The 17,883-nt window shown below is 54.6% G+C and carries 16 protein-coding genes; 10 read left to right on the forward strand and 6 right to left on the reverse strand.

The annotated features are described in order from the left end of the window. Window positions 1–2 precede the first annotated feature (2 nt). The 10 genes from cybC (at window position 3) to OGV67_RS15930 (ending at window position 8,138) form a co-directional block, all read left to right on the forward strand. Entirely contained in the window at window positions 3–389 is a 387-nt protein-coding gene (cybC, locus tag OGV67_RS15885; protein ID WP_115615198.1) for a cytochrome b562, read from the forward strand. A gap of 313 nt (window positions 390–702) precedes the next feature. Further along, window positions 703–1,041: a glycine dehydrogenase gene (locus OGV67_RS15890; RefSeq protein WP_172962698.1), complete on the forward strand. Its 339-nt coding sequence runs from the start codon at window positions 703–705 to the stop codon at window positions 1,039–1,041. Between the two features lie 10 nt (window positions 1,042–1,051). Then, complete coding sequence (locus tag OGV67_RS15895; RefSeq protein WP_012134368.1) at window positions 1,052–1,414, forward strand: SFCGS family glycine-rich protein; 363 nt, start codon at window positions 1,052–1,054, stop codon at window positions 1,412–1,414. Window positions 1,415–1,416: 2 nt separating this feature from the next. Then, window positions 1,417–1,716 carry a DUF4312 family protein gene (locus OGV67_RS15900; RefSeq protein WP_012134367.1) on the forward strand — a complete coding sequence of 100 codons (300 nt, stop codon included), beginning with the start codon at window positions 1,417–1,419 and terminating at the stop codon, window positions 1,714–1,716. Between the two features lie 22 nt (window positions 1,717–1,738). After that, the gene (locus OGV67_RS15905; protein ID WP_012134366.1) at window positions 1,739–2,515 is read left to right on the forward strand and encodes a DUF4311 domain-containing protein; all 777 of its coding nucleotides are present in this window, start codon (window positions 1,739–1,741) and stop codon (window positions 2,513–2,515) included. 14 nt (window positions 2,516–2,529) lie between these two features. Further along, the gene (locus OGV67_RS15910; protein WP_012134365.1) at window positions 2,530–3,174 is read left to right on the forward strand and encodes a DUF4310 family protein; all 645 of its coding nucleotides are present in this window, start codon (window positions 2,530–2,532) and stop codon (window positions 3,172–3,174) included. 58 nt (window positions 3,175–3,232) lie between these two features. Then, the gene (locus tag OGV67_RS15915) at window positions 3,233–4,366 is read left to right on the forward strand and encodes an amidohydrolase/deacetylase family metallohydrolase (protein ID WP_115615196.1); all 1,134 of its coding nucleotides are present in this window, start codon (window positions 3,233–3,235) and stop codon (window positions 4,364–4,366) included. Beyond that, on the forward strand, window positions 4,350–5,468 hold the full coding sequence (locus OGV67_RS15920; protein WP_047463804.1) for a DgaE family pyridoxal phosphate-dependent ammonia lyase: 1,119 nt from the start codon (window positions 4,350–4,352) through the stop codon (window positions 5,466–5,468). The genes OGV67_RS15915 and OGV67_RS15920 overlap by 17 nt, the downstream gene beginning before the upstream one ends. Continuing rightward, on the forward strand, window positions 5,465–6,205 hold the full coding sequence (gene dagF / locus OGV67_RS15925; RefSeq protein WP_047459393.1) for a 2-dehydro-3-deoxy-phosphogluconate aldolase: 741 nt from the start codon (window positions 5,465–5,467) through the stop codon (window positions 6,203–6,205). Before OGV67_RS15920 ends, dagF begins: the two co-directional genes overlap by 4 nt. Before the next feature lie 22 nt (window positions 6,206–6,227). Next, complete coding sequence (locus tag OGV67_RS15930) at window positions 6,228–8,138, forward strand: BglG family transcription antiterminator (RefSeq protein ID WP_049009908.1); 1,911 nt, start codon at window positions 6,228–6,230, stop codon at window positions 8,136–8,138. Between the two features lie 97 nt (window positions 8,139–8,235). Here OGV67_RS15930 and nrdG read toward each other — a convergent pair whose 3' ends face one another. From nrdG to OGV67_RS15960, 6 genes are all read right to left on the reverse strand, one after another. Beyond that, window positions 8,236–8,700, reverse strand: a complete 465-nt coding sequence (nrdG, locus tag OGV67_RS15935; protein ID WP_071257371.1) for an anaerobic ribonucleoside-triphosphate reductase-activating protein — start codon at window positions 8,698–8,700, stop codon at window positions 8,236–8,238. 217 nt (window positions 8,701–8,917) lie between these two features. Continuing rightward, the gene (gene nrdD / locus OGV67_RS15940; RefSeq protein WP_047459384.1) at window positions 8,918–11,056 is read right to left on the reverse strand and encodes an anaerobic ribonucleoside-triphosphate reductase; all 2,139 of its coding nucleotides are present in this window, start codon (window positions 11,054–11,056) and stop codon (window positions 8,918–8,920) included. Window positions 11,057–11,460: 404 nt separating this feature from the next. Further along, the gene (locus tag OGV67_RS15945) at window positions 11,461–12,045 is read right to left on the reverse strand and encodes a fructose PTS transporter subunit IIA (RefSeq protein WP_110494753.1); all 585 of its coding nucleotides are present in this window, start codon (window positions 12,043–12,045) and stop codon (window positions 11,461–11,463) included. Window position 12,046: 1 nt separating this feature from the next. Next, complete coding sequence (locus OGV67_RS15950) at window positions 12,047–13,756, reverse strand: sugar phosphorylase (protein WP_115615195.1); 1,710 nt, start codon at window positions 13,754–13,756, stop codon at window positions 12,047–12,049. Continuing rightward, entirely contained in the window at window positions 13,753–16,371 is a 2,619-nt protein-coding gene (locus tag OGV67_RS15955; RefSeq protein WP_200003696.1) for a glycoside hydrolase family 38 N-terminal domain-containing protein, read from the reverse strand. Before OGV67_RS15955 ends, OGV67_RS15950 begins: the two co-directional genes overlap by 4 nt. Window positions 16,372–16,385: 14 nt before the next feature. Beyond that, complete coding sequence (locus OGV67_RS15960) at window positions 16,386–17,783, reverse strand: PTS fructose transporter subunit IIC (protein ID WP_012134354.1); 1,398 nt, start codon at window positions 17,781–17,783, stop codon at window positions 16,386–16,388. Window positions 17,784–17,883: the final 100 nt, after the last annotated feature.

Below are 17,883 nucleotides of genomic sequence, written 5' to 3' on the forward strand. Positions count from 1 at the left end.
CAATGCGTAAAAACCTGTTAGCTGTTCTTGCCATATCATCCCTGGCGTTCAGTTCGGCGGTGTTTTCTGCCGATCTTGAAGACAATATGGACACGCTTAACGACAATCTGAAGGTGGTGGAAAAAACGGATAACGCGACCGAACTGAAAGACGCGTTAAGCAAAATGCGCGCCGCTGCGCTGGATGCGCAAAAAGGCACGCCGCCTAAGCTGGAAGATAAAGCCCCGGATAGCCCGGAGATGAAGGATTTTCGCCACGGTTTAGATACGCTGGTCGGTCAGATTGACGGCGCATTAAAACTGGCGAATGAAGGAAAAATCAAAGAGGCGCAAGCGGCGGCGGAAGCGTTTAAAACCACTCGCAACGCGTACCATAAGAAGTATCGTTAATAACGTGATGTAGGCCGGATAAGACGCATCGCGTCGTCATCCGGCATTTCCCCTGGGCCATAAGTAATCCCTATTCCCGTCACACTTTTTCACATTCGGCGATCGCGCGAATGTGCTTTTTCTCATCGGTTTTTCCGCCTTTCCTTGCGATGTATGTCACAGTTTTTCAGCGATAAATCGCCAAATCCCCCTTTTCTGTGGAACAGATCACTGTCGCCACTCGCCTTTCCACTTCGAAGTGGAAAACAACTCGCTACAAACTTTTAACCCCTGCCGTTAGTTTTAACCCAGAGCCATTAACGGGGTAAGACGAGTGAATAACGGAGCAGTAATGAACGACATGGGGGAGCAGGTGGCGGAGATCGGTGAACTGGCCGATCGCATGCTGGCGCAGGTGTATGCCTTACTCAGCGAACATCACATCATTCCTAACGCCGTACAGGAACAAATGCTGACGTCTCATGTTCGCGCCATGGCGCACCGGTCAGTGACCGGCGAGCCTTTGCCGGAAGTGGATGCCAGTTTATTTGATGAAATTTCAGCCGAATCAATGGCGCTTGCCCGCGACATCGTGGCGGCGTTTGGCAACCTTCCAGAGGAAGAAGCCTGGCTGCTGTCAGTACATTTCGAAGTCGCGAAAGACAACCTTTAAGGAGCAAAAAATGGAACAGATTACAGTCGTAATTGGCGATCGTCTGGGTAAGGGCCAGAAAGTGGCGGCAGGTGTGGAAAAAGCCGGTGGTCGTGCGGTGGTGGTGCCGGGCGTGGCGGCGGATATGAAGCTGGGCGACGTGATGAAAGCGGAAAACGCTACCTTTGGCATCTCTTTTTGCGGTAGCGGCGGCGCGGGTGCCATCACGGCGCAAAACAAGTATGGCTACAAAGCCAAATACGGGATGCGCTCTGTGGATGAAGGCGTCACGGCTATCAACGAAGGCTGCAACGTGCTGGGGTTCGGCTTTATGGATAAAGAAGAACTTGGCGAGCGTCTGGTTCAGGCGTGGCAGAAGAAATACGGCGCTTAAGTATGAAAGAACAATTCACCACTACGGTGAGAGTCACCGGTAAAGGCGAAGCCAAAGCGCGCGCCTTTGCCGATGCCCTGAACCACGTTCAGGGCGCGGTGATGAAAGCATCGCCGCATATTTTATTGCGTATTGAGCCACAGGATGTGCAGGTTGTTCAAGCGCGTGAAACGGTGCGCAAAGAAGCGTTTTTATTTGTCTTTTTGCGCCGGGAAAGACGCACCTACAGCGTGGAGCTGGAAGTGACCGTCAACGTGACTGCCATCAATCTCGACAAGGTGGACTTCGTCGCGCAACGCTGATTCTTTATTAAAAGGCATAAATATGTTCCTGATAATATTAATAAAATCGCTCATCATTGGTGGCCTGGTCGGCGTCGGTGTGGGCGCCGGGGCTGCACGCATGTTTCATGCGCCGACTACACAGGGTATGGGCGCGTTTCGTACATTGGGGGAACTGAACTCCTGTGAAGGGGACCCGGCTTCTCACTTCTCCTTCGGTCTGGGCTTCTTCTTCAACGCCTGGGCTTCATCCGTTGCGGCGGGTTCATTCACGCAGGATGTCGATCACCGCATCATCCCGAACTGGGGCGCGGCAGCGCTGATGATCAAAAACCGCAATGTCGGCGAGACGCTGCACGATCCGAAGAAAATGGCGATTGCCTGCGGCATCATCGGCATGATCGTCGTGACCTTCCTCAACCTTACCGCCTCTTCCGTACCGGAAGCGTTGCAGGTCACCGCCGTTAAGGTATTGGTGCCTGCGGCTAACCTGCTGGTGAATACCGTGATGCCGGTTATCTTCTGGCTGGCGGCGATCGACGCCGGGAAAAAATCAGGCTTCTGGGCCACCGTGTTTGGCGGCGCGGCGCAACTGATCATGGGTAACGCCGTTCCGGGTCTGGTGCTGGGTATTCTGATCGGCAAAGGCGTTGAAGAGAGCGGCTGGAACCACGTCACCAAAGTGATGATGGTCGCCATTGTGGCGCTGTTTGTCCTGAGCGGCTTCTTCCGCGGCTTCGACATGAAGATGATCGAATCCTTCAATATGACCGTGCCGAACTGGCTCGAACTGATCCACGGCTCGCTCAGCGGCAAATAACGGAGGCCATCATAATGGAACAGAATAAAGGTTTTTGGTATGCCGACTGGTCGTTCCCGATCTTTGTAGGCTTGCTCTCATCCGGCGTTTTTGCCGGGACGCATATGTACTACCTGTACGGTATCGGCGCGTTTAACGAAGTGGCCTTTGTGGCAATGCTGAAAGCGGGGATGGACACCGGCGTTTACGGCGCGGTGGCTGCGTTTGGCGCAAGCTTCCTGTTTGCCCGCATTATCGAAGGGTCGCTGGTGGGGATTCTGGACATCGGCGGGGCGATCCAGACCGGCGTCGGTCTTGGGGTTCCGGCGCTGCTGCTGGGCGCAGGGATCGTTTTCCCGGTCGCTAACTTTGTCGCCTCGTTAATCACCGGTCTGGTGATTGGTCTGGCAATTGGCTACGTCATCATTCTGGCGCGTAAGTTCACCATCAATCAGAGCGACTCCACCTACGGGGCGGACGTGATGATGGGGGCGGGTAATGCGTCAGGCCGCTTCCTGGGGCCGCTGATCATCCTCAGCGCGATGACCGCCTCGATTCCAATCGGCGTGGGTTCTTTGCTGGGGGCGTTGCTGTTCTATCTCTGGCAGAAGCCGATCACCGGCGGCGCGATCCTCGGCGCCATGATTTTAGGTTCGATCTTCCCGATTGCCATTAGCTAACTGTTGATTTGTAGGCCGGATAAGGCGGTTACGCCGCCATCCGGCAAAGGAGAGAGCGATGTATGATTTACTCCTGCGCCGTGCGCGTCTGGTTGACGATACGGTGAGCGATATCGCCCTGAAGGACGGCAAAATTGCCGCGCTGGGCAATATCCAGCAACCGGCGGCGAAAACCGTCGATCTGCGCGGCGAGTATTACGTTAGCGCAGGGTGGATTGATTCCCACGTCCACTGCTATCCGAAATCCCCGATTTATCACGATGAGCCGGACAGCGTCGGTATTGCGACAGGCGTCACCACCGTTGTTGATGCGGGCAGTACCGGCGCAGACGACATTGATGATTTCTACACGCTGACCCGTGAAGCGGCCACTGAAGTTTATGCGTTGCTGAATATCTCCCGCGTAGGGCTGATCGCACAAAACGAACTGGCGAATATGGCCAATGTCGATGCGGATGCCGTGAAACAGGCGGTGAAGCGCCATCCGAATTTCATTGTGGGTCTGAAGGCGCGAATGAGCAGCAGCGTGGTGGGTGAAAACGGCATTACGCCGCTGGAATGCGCCAAAGCGATGCAGAAAGAAAACGGCGATCTGCCGTTGATGGTACACATCGGCAACAATCCGCCGGATCTGGATGAGATCGCTGAGCGTCTGACGGCGGGCGATATCATCACTCACTGCTATAACGGCAAACCTAATCGCATTCTGACGCCGGGCGGCGAGCTGCGCGCGTCAATCACCCGGGCGCTACAGCGCGGTGTGCGCCTGGACGTTGGTCACGGCACTGCCAGCCTGAGCTTTGCGGTCGCGCAGCGCGCGATTAGCTTAGGCATTTTGCCGCACACCATCAGCTCAGATATTTACTGTCGTAACCGCATCAATGGCCCGGTTTATTCGCTTGCCAACGTGATGTCGAAATTCCTCGCCATCGGCATGACGCTGCCGCAGGTCATCGACTGTGTGACGGCAAATGCCGCTGATGGCCTGAACCTGAAAAGCAAAGGCCGCCTTGAGCCAGGTCTGGACGCTGACTTGACCCTCTTTACGCTCAGGCGCCAGCCAACCGTGCTGGTGGACGCTGAAAACGACAGCTTACAGGCTGAAAAATTGCTGATGCCGCTTGCCGCCATCCGTGCGGGTAAGGGCTATGTAACCGAACAAGGGAGTGCTGAACGTGACTTCGATTTATGAAAAATACAATCTGAAACAAGTGATTAATACATCAGGGCGCATGACCGCGCTCGGTGTTTCCACCCCGCGCCCGGAAGTGGTGCAGGCGGCAATGGATGGCATGAACCAGTACTTTGAGATGAAAGATCTGGTCAATAAAACCGGGGAGTACATTGCAAAACTGCTGGATGTGGAAGGGGCGACGGTCGTCTCCTGCGCCTCGGCGGGAATTGCCCAGTCGGTAGCGGCGGTACTGGTTCAGGACAGCGACTGGCTGCTGGAAAACCTGCATGTTACTCCGATCGAGAATAACGAAATTGTATTGCCGAAAGGGCACAACGTTAACTTTGGCGCGCCGGTTGGCACGATGGTGGCGCTGGGCGGCGGTAAGCTGGTCGAAGCCGGTTATGCCAACGAATGTTCCGCAGCGCAGCTTGCGGCGGCGATCACTCCGCGCACGGCGGCGATCCTCTATATCAAATCTCACCACTGCGTGCAGAAAAGCATGCTCAGCGTAGAGCAGGCAGCGGTAGTCGCGCGCACGCACAATTTACCGTTGATTGTGGATGCGGCGGCAGAAGAGGATTTGCAGTGTTACTACCGCGTCGGCGCGGATCTGGTGATCTACAGCGGCGCGAAAGCGATTGAAGGGCCGACCAGCGGTCTGGTGATCGGTAAAACTCAGTACGTCGAGTGGGTGAAACGCCAGACGGCGGGCATTGGCCGCGCCATGAAAGTCGGCAAAGAGGGCATCCTCGGGCTGACCTGCGCCATCGAGCTCTACCTGAACGCGCAGAAAGAGAGCGGTGCGGAGATGGTCGAAAAAATGACGCCGTTTATTGATGCGCTGAATGCGCTTAATGGCGTGAGCGCCCGCGTGGTGTGGGACAGCGCTGGACGCGATATCGCGCGAACGGAAATTAAATTCGATGAGGCCGTGACCGGCATTGCCACCGGCGATCTGGTGGAAGCCCTCAAACAGGGTGAGTACGCCATCTATTTCCGTGGCTACAAAGCTAACGAAGGCATTATTGAGGCGGATGTCCGCAGCGTAAATCAGGCGCAACTGGAGATTGTGGCACGCCGTATTCGCGACGTGATTAATCAGGAGAAAAAAGCATGAAACTGACCCCTAACTTTTACCGTGACCGCGTTTGTCTGAACGTTCTGGCGGGTTCCAAAGAGAACGCCCGTGAGATTTATGCGGCGGCGGAAGGCCATGTGCTGGTCGGCGTGCTCTCCAAAAATTACCCGGATGTCGACAGCGCGGTGGCGGATATGCGCGAATACGCGGCGCTTATCGACAATGCCCTCTCCGTTGGCCTGGGGGCTGGCGATCCGAACCAGTCGGCGATGGTGAGCGAAATCTCTCGTCAGGTGCAGCCGCAGCACGTTAATCAGGTCTTTACCGGCGTGGCGACCAGCCGCGCGCTGCTGGGGCAGAGTGAAACGGTCGTTAACGGTCTGGTCTCCCCGACGGGGACGCCGGGCAGGGTGAAAATTTCTACCGGCCCGCTGAGCAGCAAAACGCCGGACGGCATTGTTCCCGTTGAGACGGCGATTGCCCTGCTGAAAGACATGGGCGGCAGCTCGATTAAATACTTCCCGATGGGCGGCCTGAAATGCCGCGATGAGTACAAAGCGGTAGCGGAAGCCTGCGCCCGTCACGACTTCTGGTTGGAGCCGACTGGCGGTATCGATCTGGAAAACTTTGGCGAGATTTTGCAGATTGCGCTTGATGCCGGCGTCAGCAAAATCATTCCTCACATTTATAGTTCGATTATTGATAAGGTGAGTGGCAACACCCGTCCAGACGATGTGCGCCAGCTGTTGGCCATTACCCGGACGTGCGTAGGTTAATAGCAAGAGTGAGGTAAGTGACGTGCGATTCCCCAACCAACGTTTGGCACAGCTGTTTGATATGTTGCAAAACGAGACGCTGCCGCAGGATGAGCTGGCGCAGCGGTTGTCGGTTTCCACGCGCACCGTGCGGGCGGACATTACTGCGTTGAATGCGTTGCTGACGCAGTATGGCGCGCAGTTTGTTCTGAGCCGGGGCAACGGTTATCAGCTCCGAATTGACGATCCGGCCCGCTATCAAACCCTGCGGGAGCAGCAGCCGAGTACGCTGCGCATCCCGCGAACCAGCCAGGAACGGGTGCACTATCTGGTGGTTCGTTTCCTGACGTCCGCTTTCTCGCTCAAACTGGAAGATCTGGCGGATGAGTGGTTCGTTAGCCGCGCGACGCTGCAAAATGATATGGCGGAAGTTCGCGAGTGGCTGCGCCGCTATCATCTGACGCTGGAAACCCGCCCGCGCCACGGCATGAAATTGTTCGGCAGCGAAATGGCGATCCGCGCGTGTCTGACCGATCTCCTGTGGACGCTGGCGCAGCAGGATCCGGCGAACCCGTTGATTGTGGAAGAAGCGCTTAACGCGGGCGTGCCGGAGCAATTGCAGCCGATTTTGCAGGAAATATTTACCCGTTTTCGTATCCGTCTGACAGATGAAGGCGAGCTGTTTTTACGCCTGTATTGCGCCGTCGCGGTACGGCGCATCAGCGAAGGGTATCCGCTGTCGGAATTTACCACGGAAGAGGTGGAGGACAACGTCTGCTTCGCGGCGCGGGATATTGCGGCGGTGCTGCAACACCTGGCGGATAAACCGCTGTCGGCGTCTGAAGAGAACTGGCTGAAGGTACACATTGCCGCACGGCAGGTGCAGGAGATTGCTCCCAGCGCCATCAATGCCGATGACGATGAAGCGCTGGTTAACTATATCCTCCGTTTTATCAACACGCAGTACAACTATAACCTGTTGAATGACAAACAGTTACATGCCGACCTGCTCACCCACATCAAAACGATGATCACGCGGGTGCGCTATCAGATAATGATCCCCAATCCGCTACTGGAAAACATTAAGCAGCACTACCCTATGGCGTGGGATATGACGCTGGCGGCCGTGTCGGGTTGGGGAAAATACACGCCATATACTATCAGCGAAAACGAGATTGGTTTTCTGGTATTGCATATCGGCGTTGGGCTGGAGCGTAGTTACAACATCGGTTACCAACGGCAGCCTAAAATCCTGCTGGTATGTGACGCGGGAAATGCGATGGTACGCATGATCGAAGCGGTGCTGGCGCGGAAATATCCGCAGATTGAGATCGTGAGAACCCTGACTCTGCGTGACTATGAGCAGCGGGACAGCATTGCCGAAGATTTTGTCATCTCTACCGCGCGCGTCAGCGAAAAAGATAAGCCGGTGGTCATGATTGCGCCATTCCCTACCGACTACCAGCTGGAGCAGATCGGCAAGCTGGTGCTGGTGGACAGAACCCGCCCGTGGATGCTGAACAAATACTTCGACGCCGCCCACTTTCGCATTATTGACGGTGCAATGGATCAGCAGACGCTGTTTAAGACATTGTGCGATCAGCTGCAAAGCGAGGGGTTTGTGGATGCGGAGTTTCTCGACTCGGTGGTTGAGCGTGAGGCCATTGTCAGCACGATGTTAGGCGACAGCATCGCCCTGCCGCACGCCCTGGGATTGCTGGCGAAGAAAACGGTGGTCTATACCGTGCTCGCGCCGCAGGGCATCGTCTGGGGAGATGAGACGGCGCACGTCATCTTTTTACTCGCCATCAGTAAAAGCGAGTATGAAGAAGCAATGGCGATCTACGATATTTTTGTCACTTTCCTGCGTGAGCGCGCCATGACGCGACTCTGCGCCAGCCAGAATTTTGCCGAGTTCAAAGCGGTAGCGATGGAGTGCGTGAGCCGTTTTTGAGAGGCGTTTTCCAGAAATGAATGTTAATGCAAATGTAATGCTATAACGCATTACATTTGTTTATCCTGAAGCAGAGAAACGGCGTTAAAGAGTGCGATCAACGTAAATGATGGACGACCTGGTTACTGCTGCCGCGCCAGATCAGCATCGGGTCTTTAAGATCCTGTACGAATTTACCGTCGACCAGCACGTTAATCAGATCCACAACCTGCATTTGCGCGGCGTTGAGTTCATCCAGCTTATAACCCGTCCATACCCAGATGTCTTTGCCGGGGCACTCTTCGCGAATGCGTTGCACCAGTTTCAGAATGTCCGGTACGTTTTGGGGATGCAGCGGATCGCCGCCAGACAGTGAGATCCCCTGGCGTTTAATCCGCGCGTCGTTCAGATCGTTAATGATCTGGTCTTCCATCTCTTTCGTAAACGGTTTACCCGAATTGAGCCGCCAGGTGCTTTTGTTGTAACACCCAGGGCATTCATGCACGCACCCGGAAACAAACAGGGTACAGCGCGTGCCGGGGCCGTTGACGATGTCGACGGGGTAGTACTGGTGAAAGTTCATTGTTTCCTCGTTGCATTTGGCGCTGTAGCGGCGTTGGCCGCTCTCACTTACCCAGGTCACTTACTTATGTAAGCTCCCTGGGATTCGTTCGTTTGCCGCCTTGCTACAACACCAACTGCTTAGAGGAAACTCATGAAATTGGAACTATAGCCAGCGGTTGTAGGCCGGATAAGGTGTTTACACCGCCATCCGGCATTTACGTATTGCAAACGGAGGATTAACCGATCTGCCCATTGCCTAAATGCTTAACGCGGCGCTTCACTTCTTCCTGCTTACCGGCGTTAAACGGACGCGCATCCGGGCTGCCTAAATAACCGCATACGCGGCGGGTGACTGAAACACGCGCGGCGTCGTGGTTACCGCATTTCGGGCAGGTAAACCCTTTGCTGGTGCACTCGAACTCGCCGGTAAAGCCGCACTCGTAACACTCATCGATTGGCGTGTTGGTTCCGTAATACGGCACATGCTGATAGCTGTAATCCCAGACGTCTTCCAGCGCTTTCAGGTTGTGCTGAATGTTCGGGTATTCGCCGTAGCAAATGAAGCCACCGCTCGCCAGCGGCGGATACGGCGCTTCGAAATCGATTTTATCGTACGGGTTCACCTTCTTCTCCACGTCGAGGTGGAAGCTGTTGGTGTAGTAGCCTTTATCGGTTACGCCCGGCACGACGCCAAACTCAGCGGTATCCAGACGGCAGAAACGGTCGCACAGGTTCTCGCTCGGCGTGCTGTACAGGCTGAAGCCATAGCCGGTTTCGTCTTTCCACTGGTCCACTGCCTGACGCAGGCGCTCGACAATGGCGATACCTTTAGCGCGCAGCGCTTCGCTGTCGTACAGATGTTTGTCGCCAAACAGCGCGTTGATGGTTTCGTGAATACCGATATAGCCCAGCGAAATTGACGCGCGGCCATTTTTAAAAATCTCGGAAACGTCATCGTCAGCTTTCAGGCGGACACCACAGGCGCCTTCCATATAAAGGATTGGCGCAACGCGGGCTTTCACGCCTTCCAGACGGGCGATACGGGTCATCAGCGCCTTACGCGCCAGTACCAGGCGATCGTCCAGTAGCTTCCAGAACGTTGCTTCATTGCCACCGGCTTCCAGCGCGATACGCGGCAGGTTGAGGCTGATGACGCCCAGGTTGTTGCGGCCATCGTGAACCTGTTCGCCGTTCTCATTTTCCCAGACGCCGAGGAAGCTGCGACAGCCCATAGGCGTTTTGAACGAACCGGTCACTTTCACCACCTGATCGTAGTTCAGGATGTCTGGATACATGCGTTTGCTTGCGCACTCCAGCGCCAGCTGTTTGATGTCGTAGTTCGGATCGCCAAACTTGTGGTTCAGACCGTCGCGAATCGCAAACACCAGTTTCGGGAACACGGCGGTTTTACGGTTCTTACCCAGACCTGCGATACGGTTACGCAGGATGGATTGCTGAATCAGGCGCGATTCCCAGCTGGTGCCGAGGCCAAAACCAAAGGTGACGAACGGCGTCTGTCCGTTGGCGGTGTGCAGCGTATTCACTTCGTATTCCAGAGACTGGAAAGCGTCGTAGCACTCTTTCTCGGTACGGGCGTGCGCGTAGCCGTCGGCGTCCGGGATCTGCCACTCTTCGGCGGTCTTACGGTGTTTATTGAAGCTGGCGGTAACAAACGGCGCCAGCACTTCATCAATACGGTTGATGGTGGTGCCGCCATAAATATGGCTGGCAACCTGTGCGATGATTTGCGCGGTTACGGCCGTGGCGGTGGAGATGGATTTCGGCGGCTCGATTTCCGCATTCCCCATCTTAAAGCCCTGCGTCAGCATGCCTTTCAGATCGATCAGCATACAGTTGAACATCGGGAAGAACGGAGAATAGTCGAGATCGTGATAGTGAATGTCGCCGCGCTCGTGCGCCTGCACCACATCACGCGGCAGCAGATGCTGACGGGCGTAGTGTTTCGCCACGATACCGGCCAGCAGATCGCGCTGGGTCGGGATCACTTTACTGTCTTTGTTGGCGTTTTCGTTCAGCAGCGCGGAGTTGGTTTGCTCAACCAGACCACGAATTTCCTGGTTCAGACGGCCACGTTTTTCACGTTGAATATCACGGTCATGGCGGTATTCAATGTAAGCGCGAGCGAGTTGTTTGTACGGCCCGGACATCAGCTGGTTCTCAACGGCTGTCTGGATCTCGTTGATATCAACCTGGCTGCGCTCATTCATCTGGTTACTAACGACTTCTGCGACGGTGGCGCAGTAATCTGCGTCATCGACTCCCGCTGCTTTAGCTGCACGCAGAATGGCTTCCTTGATGCGCTCTGATTTAAACGGCACTTTACAGCCATCTCGTTTCATCACATGCGGTGTCATGATCACTCCATATTTATAAGAACAGGTTATCCACAGAGGCTGAGGAAGTCTGCGTGGGTTTATTCATCTCTCTATCCAACGACTTCCCGCAATCCCGACCCACGTTATCCACAACATCACCGTTATGGCGTCGTGTTGTGTTTGTAGCAATTGTAGTCGATTAATACAACATATTGGGTCGGGTTGCATTTTAAGTTCTATATGTAGTGATTTGCATCAAAGATGTTTACGATTTTATTGATTCAGAACAAAGTAAAAATTTAAGAGTACGAATGGCGGGCGCTTGCGCTTAATGTAAATTTTTGGACTTAAAAATTGCGTAAAAATTCAACAAAATTCGGGCGTTAAGCCAGGCGTTCGTCAAACCGGCGCGAAAAGAAACGGCCGGTTTGACGCAGGAGGGGTTATTGCGCTGTTGCGTTCATCCAGTGAATACCCGCATTGATAAATGCAGCAACAGCGACGATCCCCAAAACCAGGGGGACAAGCCGGGTGTTTTTCACCGCAATGGCGGGTTCTGGCGAAACTGAAGGCGCATTTGGCGAGAGCAGCGCAAGCACCTCTTCGGCAGAGGAAGCGTTGATGAGTGATTCACGCACTTTATCGTCCACCAGAGACGAGGTTAGTCGGGTTAATAATTGCATATGCGTACTGCCTGCTTCTTCTGGGGGAATCGCCAGCAGAAATACCAACTGAACCTCCTCGTCACCCTCAAGACCCGGCCACATGACGGGCTGGCGAAACAGGGCGACGCTAAATGCGGCCTGGACAACTGAGCCGCATTTCCCATGTGGGACAGCCAGCGACTCTCCCAACGCCGTGGGCCCTTCGCTTTCACGGCGCAGGACGCTATCAATAAACATCGCCTTGTCGTTGATCAGGCCCTGCCTGAACAGGGCAGCGGACATCTCCCCGATCACCGCTTCAGGAGTGCGGTGCGGCGGATCGATAAAAATCAGTTCAGAATGCGTAAGCGCGGACAACTCCATGTTATGCCTCCGGTTGCGTATCAGTGAGAATCCATACCGTTTGCCAGCCGGAAAGCTCGCAAGCGCCGTTGAATGCTGCGCCCGTCAGCAGATCTGTTCCTGTGACAGGCAGTGAAAGTGATTGTGGTATTCCTGTGACGTTCACGACGCAGTACAGCGTTTCGCCTTCTGTAGGATGCTGGCGAACGACGCCAAAGAGCGCGTCAGGCAATTCAGGAACGCGCTGCGAGGCGAACGGAGAAAATGCGGGATGCTGCTGGCGTATACGCGCTAACTTCGCCAGAGACGCGTAGATTCGGGATTGTCTCGTTTCCGGCGAGAGCAACTGCTCATGGAGCGTGGCAGCGTCCAGTTTTTCCCGGTTAATGCGGCGATTTATGCCCGATTCGAGCAGCCCGGCGTTGTCATTTTCACTGCCGAAGAGGCTGTGATAATAGATCGCAGGCACGCCCCGCAGCATAAAGAGGATGGCGTGCGCGGCGGTGAATCTGGCGAGCTGGTCGTCGGGACTTTCCCCTGGCTCGCTCAATGCGCTCAGAAAGTTGATGTTAAGTTCATACGGCGACTGGCTGCCGTCAGGGTTGGTTTTCCATGAAATACGCCCTTGCTTGCGTTCTACCTCGCTTATCAGAAACTGCCGCTCTTCTGCGCAAAGGAGATTTTCTACGGGACGCAGCCCGATGCCGTCGTGGCTGGCGAGGAAATTAAAAAAGGTCGTCTTGTCGGGAAGCGCATCCTGTTCCAGACGTTGCGCCCACTGGCGTAACCAGCGTGCGTTACCGCGTAAAAAGGCATGGAGCGTCAGCGGCGGCAAGGGGAACTGATATACCATGTGAGCTTCATCGCCGTTGCCGAAGTAGCTGATATTTTCCTGATGCGGGACGTTGGTTTCCGTAATCAACAGGCAGTCAGGCCAGGTCGCATCCAGAATGGCGCGCCAGAGTTTAACGATCAGATGCGTCTGTGGCAGGTGAATACAGGTGCTGTTTCGCTCTTTCCACAAAAAACCGATCGCATCGAGCCTGATTGCGCGCGCGCCGCGCGCTGCGTATTCCAGCAGGATGTCGATACTTTCCAGTAACACGTCAGGTTCACGGAAATTTAGATCGATCTGATCGGCGCTGAATGTCGTCCAGATATGTACGGTTTCCCCCGTTTTGCGCTTGAATGGCGTAAGCAGGGGAAGGGCGCGTGGACGCGTGACAAGATGGTAGTCATCGTCAGGGTCGGCGCTAATAAAGTAGTGCTGATAACGCGGTTCGCCGTGTAAATAGCCCTGGAACCAGCGGCTTTGCTGAGAGATATGGTTAATCACGAAATCAAACATCAGATTAAAATCGCCTGCCAGCGCTGCAATGTCTGACCACTGGCCTAACTCTGGCGCAATGTGGCGATAATCTTTAACGCTGAAGCCATCATCAGATGTCCACGGGAACATGGGCAGCAGGTGAATGTCGCTGATGACGCCCTTAAGCCAGCGTGTCGAAAACTGATGCAGGCAGGCAAGAGCGTTTGCGTCCCCGCTATGGATACTGTCGCCATAAGCAATCATCCACACCCGGCTCTGATCCAAAGGCGCGGTGATTTGCTCTCGTAGCTTCCAGCGTTGACAGAGTTGCTCGATTTTCGCCGCCAGCGCGTACCGATCCGCATGGGGATAAAGCTGAGCTAACGTGTTTTTGATGAAGGTATGATGGGCGTTCTGGCTCATACTTTTTCGTTACGCTCCTGATGAGTAAAAAGAAAATCACACGTACTGCAAGGCAAAATGGTGGTGCAATCTGCGACAGGTTCTTCCAGATAATTGATCTGCGGAATATTTCTTAGCGAAGGCGGGAGCGGCACCGGGTGCTCTCCGGCATTGAAAATACGAATGATTGTTCCGTCTACCGTATGGGCATGGGGTATTGCGGAAAGCATCAGCGGTTCGGGAAGCGTCAGAAGGCTGAATGTTTCCGGCAGCGAGCGCGAAACAAAATTGAGCGTAAAACGCTCCAGGCGGTTGTCCAGCGTGTTCAACGTCTGATTTTGCCAGGTGAATGGCTGGCGCGTCACGCGGGTTTCAAGATGCCTTAACGTCACAGGGTCGGCCCGATCGGCAAGCGCCAACGTCAGGCTGAAATGCAGCGGTTTAAGCAGCTGCGCGTCGGGCGTGTTGACGACGGTATTATTAATGCCGGAAGCGCGTCCGGGTCGCCAGTCAAGATCGTCACGTCCCAGGACTCCCGTTGATTTAAACAACGTTAACGCTATCTGCGCCGTCCCGTTCTGGCATATCTGAAACTCTTTCATGCCCAGGCTATTGATGATGAGCGAGCGGTTGTTTTCCTCGATGGCGATAATGCCCTCGCTGGTTTCAATATCGACCGGCTTTTCCCGATAGTGCTGACGCCAGTCGGCTGGCGCATCGGCAACAGGACGCCGGATGACGGCAAAGGGCTGAGAGGCGATGGATTCCGTGGTGCGAATATCGCTGTTGATGAGTAAGCGCAGGCGGTGATCGCAGACGGTGTTTTCCAGCGAAACGTCGATAAAAAGCTGAGTGTCATGCTGGCGAAGCTCGCAGACAAGGCGTACAGGGTAGGGCTGAACATCCTGCGCCGCTCGCGCCGTCAGCGAAGGGGGCAGCATCAGCGTGGCGCTTAGCGTCATCCGTTCAATGTGCGGGCCTTTCTCGCAGTCAATAAGCGTAAATGTGTGGCAGTGCTGCGGAACATCGCCCTCCAGCGGCGAAAAGTCATAGCTATCGCCCGCATCCGCACAGTCTTCAAAGGTCAGCAGGTCGGATATTACCCGGCCGTTGCGCCTATCATGAAGCGACAGCGAACCGGCATGCAGCGCCAGCCGGTAATCGTTGTTTTCAATGGCGCTTTCAGCGCAGTTGCGCATTGCAGGCGCGGTGCGTGACGATTCCTGCACCTGAATGTGGGTATAACCCAGCGGCGGTAACACTGGCGCGTCAATAGCGACCTGCCAGCGGTAATAAGGCGGAAGTTCGACCTCTTTTTCGCCCTGCACAGTGACCTGAACCGTGCGTCCGCCGGAGACCTGCGTGCGTTCGAGAACGCTGAACGGAAGAGGACGCGCATGATGGCTGAGTTCAATACCGGCCGTACGGCTATATAATGTGGCTTTGATAATGCCCGACCAGGCGGTGGCGCTGGGGTTGATGACGAAAAGATCGCCCTCTTCACAACTGGCGGTCGCCAGTTCTTTTACGACCAGATTCCACAGGCTATGGCTAAGTTGTTCCGTTTGCTCAAGGCGATGGAGAATATCGCGATTGGTGGCATCGCTGTTACACCCGCCGATGGAGTCATGCGCATGATTACGCAGAAGGTTTTTCCATATCTGGTCAACCCACTGCACGTTGACCTCAATGCCCTGATAACGCGCCAGCGCAATGGTGGGTTCGAGCTTGCCTAACAGGAACTGTTCAACATCATAATTCTTCTTTTTGATGTCGTAACGTACTGAACCGATTGTTTTATGAATGCGGGTATAGCGGGGAGATTTTAATTCTCCTTGCCAGCGATCATATCCCGATGCCTGTTGTCGAAGGCGGTCAATGTACGCTTCCAGAGAGGAGATCTGAAAACGATCGCCTTCAGGGGAACATGCGCTGGCGATACGTAGTATCTCCGGCAGATGGGGATCAATATTGACCTGGTCGCCGCCGCAGGGCAGGAGCAGATCGTTCAGGCCGGAGCGTTGGCGGATGTGGTTAACGATTGGGAATATTTTGTCGTGCAGATGCGCGTCGTCTGCACGAATATTTTTTGCCGCGCCATAGCCGAAGGGCATGGCGCAAGCGATAACCTGCGCGCCGGACGGCGCTTGCCAGATGAACTGACTCTTTTCAACCTGCGTATCATGGTTGATGCCCCGCCAGAAAACGATGTTATCAAGGTTACACCCGCGAAGCAGAGTCGGGAGCTGGCTGTTGTGGCCGAACGTATCGGGTAAATAGCCGACCATCATGGCATGGCCCAGTTTACGCGCGGAAAGTATCCCGTATTTCAGGTTGCGAATGATGGATTCGCCATGAACATTATACGTATCCGTCTGGGTGTACCACGGGCCGATAAAAAGCCGTCTGTCGGTGACCAGCTGTTTCAGCCGCTCGCAGTATTGAGGGTTGACGGCCAGGAAATCTTCCACGACAGCGGTTTGGCCGTCGAAGTGGTAACAGGTATACGCAGGGTTCTGTTCCAGGGTTCGGATCACATCCGCAAAATTCCAGGACGCGAGAATATTGCTATCCTGCAAGGTGAAATACCATTCCTGATCCCAGTGCGTATGGGCGATGACGTGAATGTTGCTCATTTCTACTTCCTGAATTATTTGGCGATCTTAGGGCTGGCGAAGAGCACGCCCAGCGCGCATACAAGAGAACCGGCAAACACGCTGATCAGATACCCTGTGACATTTGTCGCCAGCGGCCATCCCCAGATGGCAGGCAACGGCAGCGATTGCTTCACGCCGAGTGCGATAGCAATAAGCGCGCCGGACATCGCGCCGACCATAAAGACCGGAATCAGGCGTGGATTTTTCAGGATGAAAGGAATAGCGCCTTCTGAAATGCCAATGAATCCCAGCAGTAAAGACGTACCGCCGACGGTTTTTTCTTCGCTGCTAAACACGTTGGGCAGGCCAAAACGGTTATTCAGCAACGCCGCCAGGCCGACGCCGATAGATGGAATGACGATCGCCAGCTCTCTGGCGGTTAAATCGAAGGTTTCGCTGACGCCGTTAAGCCCCAGCGCCACCGAACCAGCGGCTTTATTGATGGGGCCGCCGAGGTCGAAGGCCGTTCCTGCGGCGATCATCATGGCGTAAAAACCGCGCCCGGTGTCGCCAGCGGAGGTGAAAAACTCGACCATCGCCTGGTTGATTGCGCCAAAGAAGGGGTTGATCAGGTACTGCATAACGATGACGAGCGTAATGCCGGTACACAGCGGCACGATAAGCATCGTTTTAATGGTGGTAAGTTGGGCGCGAACGTTAATGGTATTGTTGAGCCACTGCACCAGATGACCGACAAAAAAGCCGATGGCGATGGCGCCGAAGAAGCCTGAGGGCATGAAACCGTCGAGATCAAAAAAGCGTTTATAGACCTCGTCGGACATAATGCCGCCGATAAGTCCGGGGATCAGCGCAGGTTTACCGGCAATAGAGAACGCGAGGTACATGGCAAAAACCGGGTACATGAACTTGATCACCATAAAGCCCAGTTTATCCAGCACCTCGAACGGCGTACCGGCAATTGGAATAAACTGCCCGGTTATTTTGGCGACCGCCATCAGTAATCCGCCGAGGACGACGACCGGGAGCATATAGCTGATCGCCGCCATAATATGGCCGATGAAGGTCTGCCAGGCGGAGCGAGCTTCTTCCTGTTCTTCACACGCTGCCGTTACGGTTTTATCCATCGCCAGCGCCTGACGCAGGTAACGATCGGTATTTTTGATCAGTTCCTGAGTGCGTATTTTGAGATGAGGAACGTTATCGAATCGTTCAGCGTCCTGGATGGGAACATCGATTGCCAGAATGACGGCATCTGCGCTGGCAATATCTTGCCGGGAAAGCTTGTTTTTGACGCCATCGCTTCCTTGTGTTTCCACTTTGACGATGACGTTATTTTCTTCTCCCCACGCTGCAATTTTGTTGGCAGCCATAAAGGTATGAGCGATGCCGGTCGGGCATGCCGTTATCGCGACGACTTTTTGCCTTGTCATTGTAAAACCCCTAACAATAGAATTGCAGAAATTATAAAGAGAAATAAAAAAGGCAATAAAAGGTTTGATGGTACTAATTGCGTATCGCCATACCTGTTGA

Source organism: Citrobacter sp. CK188 (assembly GCF_030333525.1).
Lineage (GTDB): Bacteria > Pseudomonadota > Gammaproteobacteria > Enterobacterales > Enterobacteriaceae > Citrobacter_B > Citrobacter_B koseri.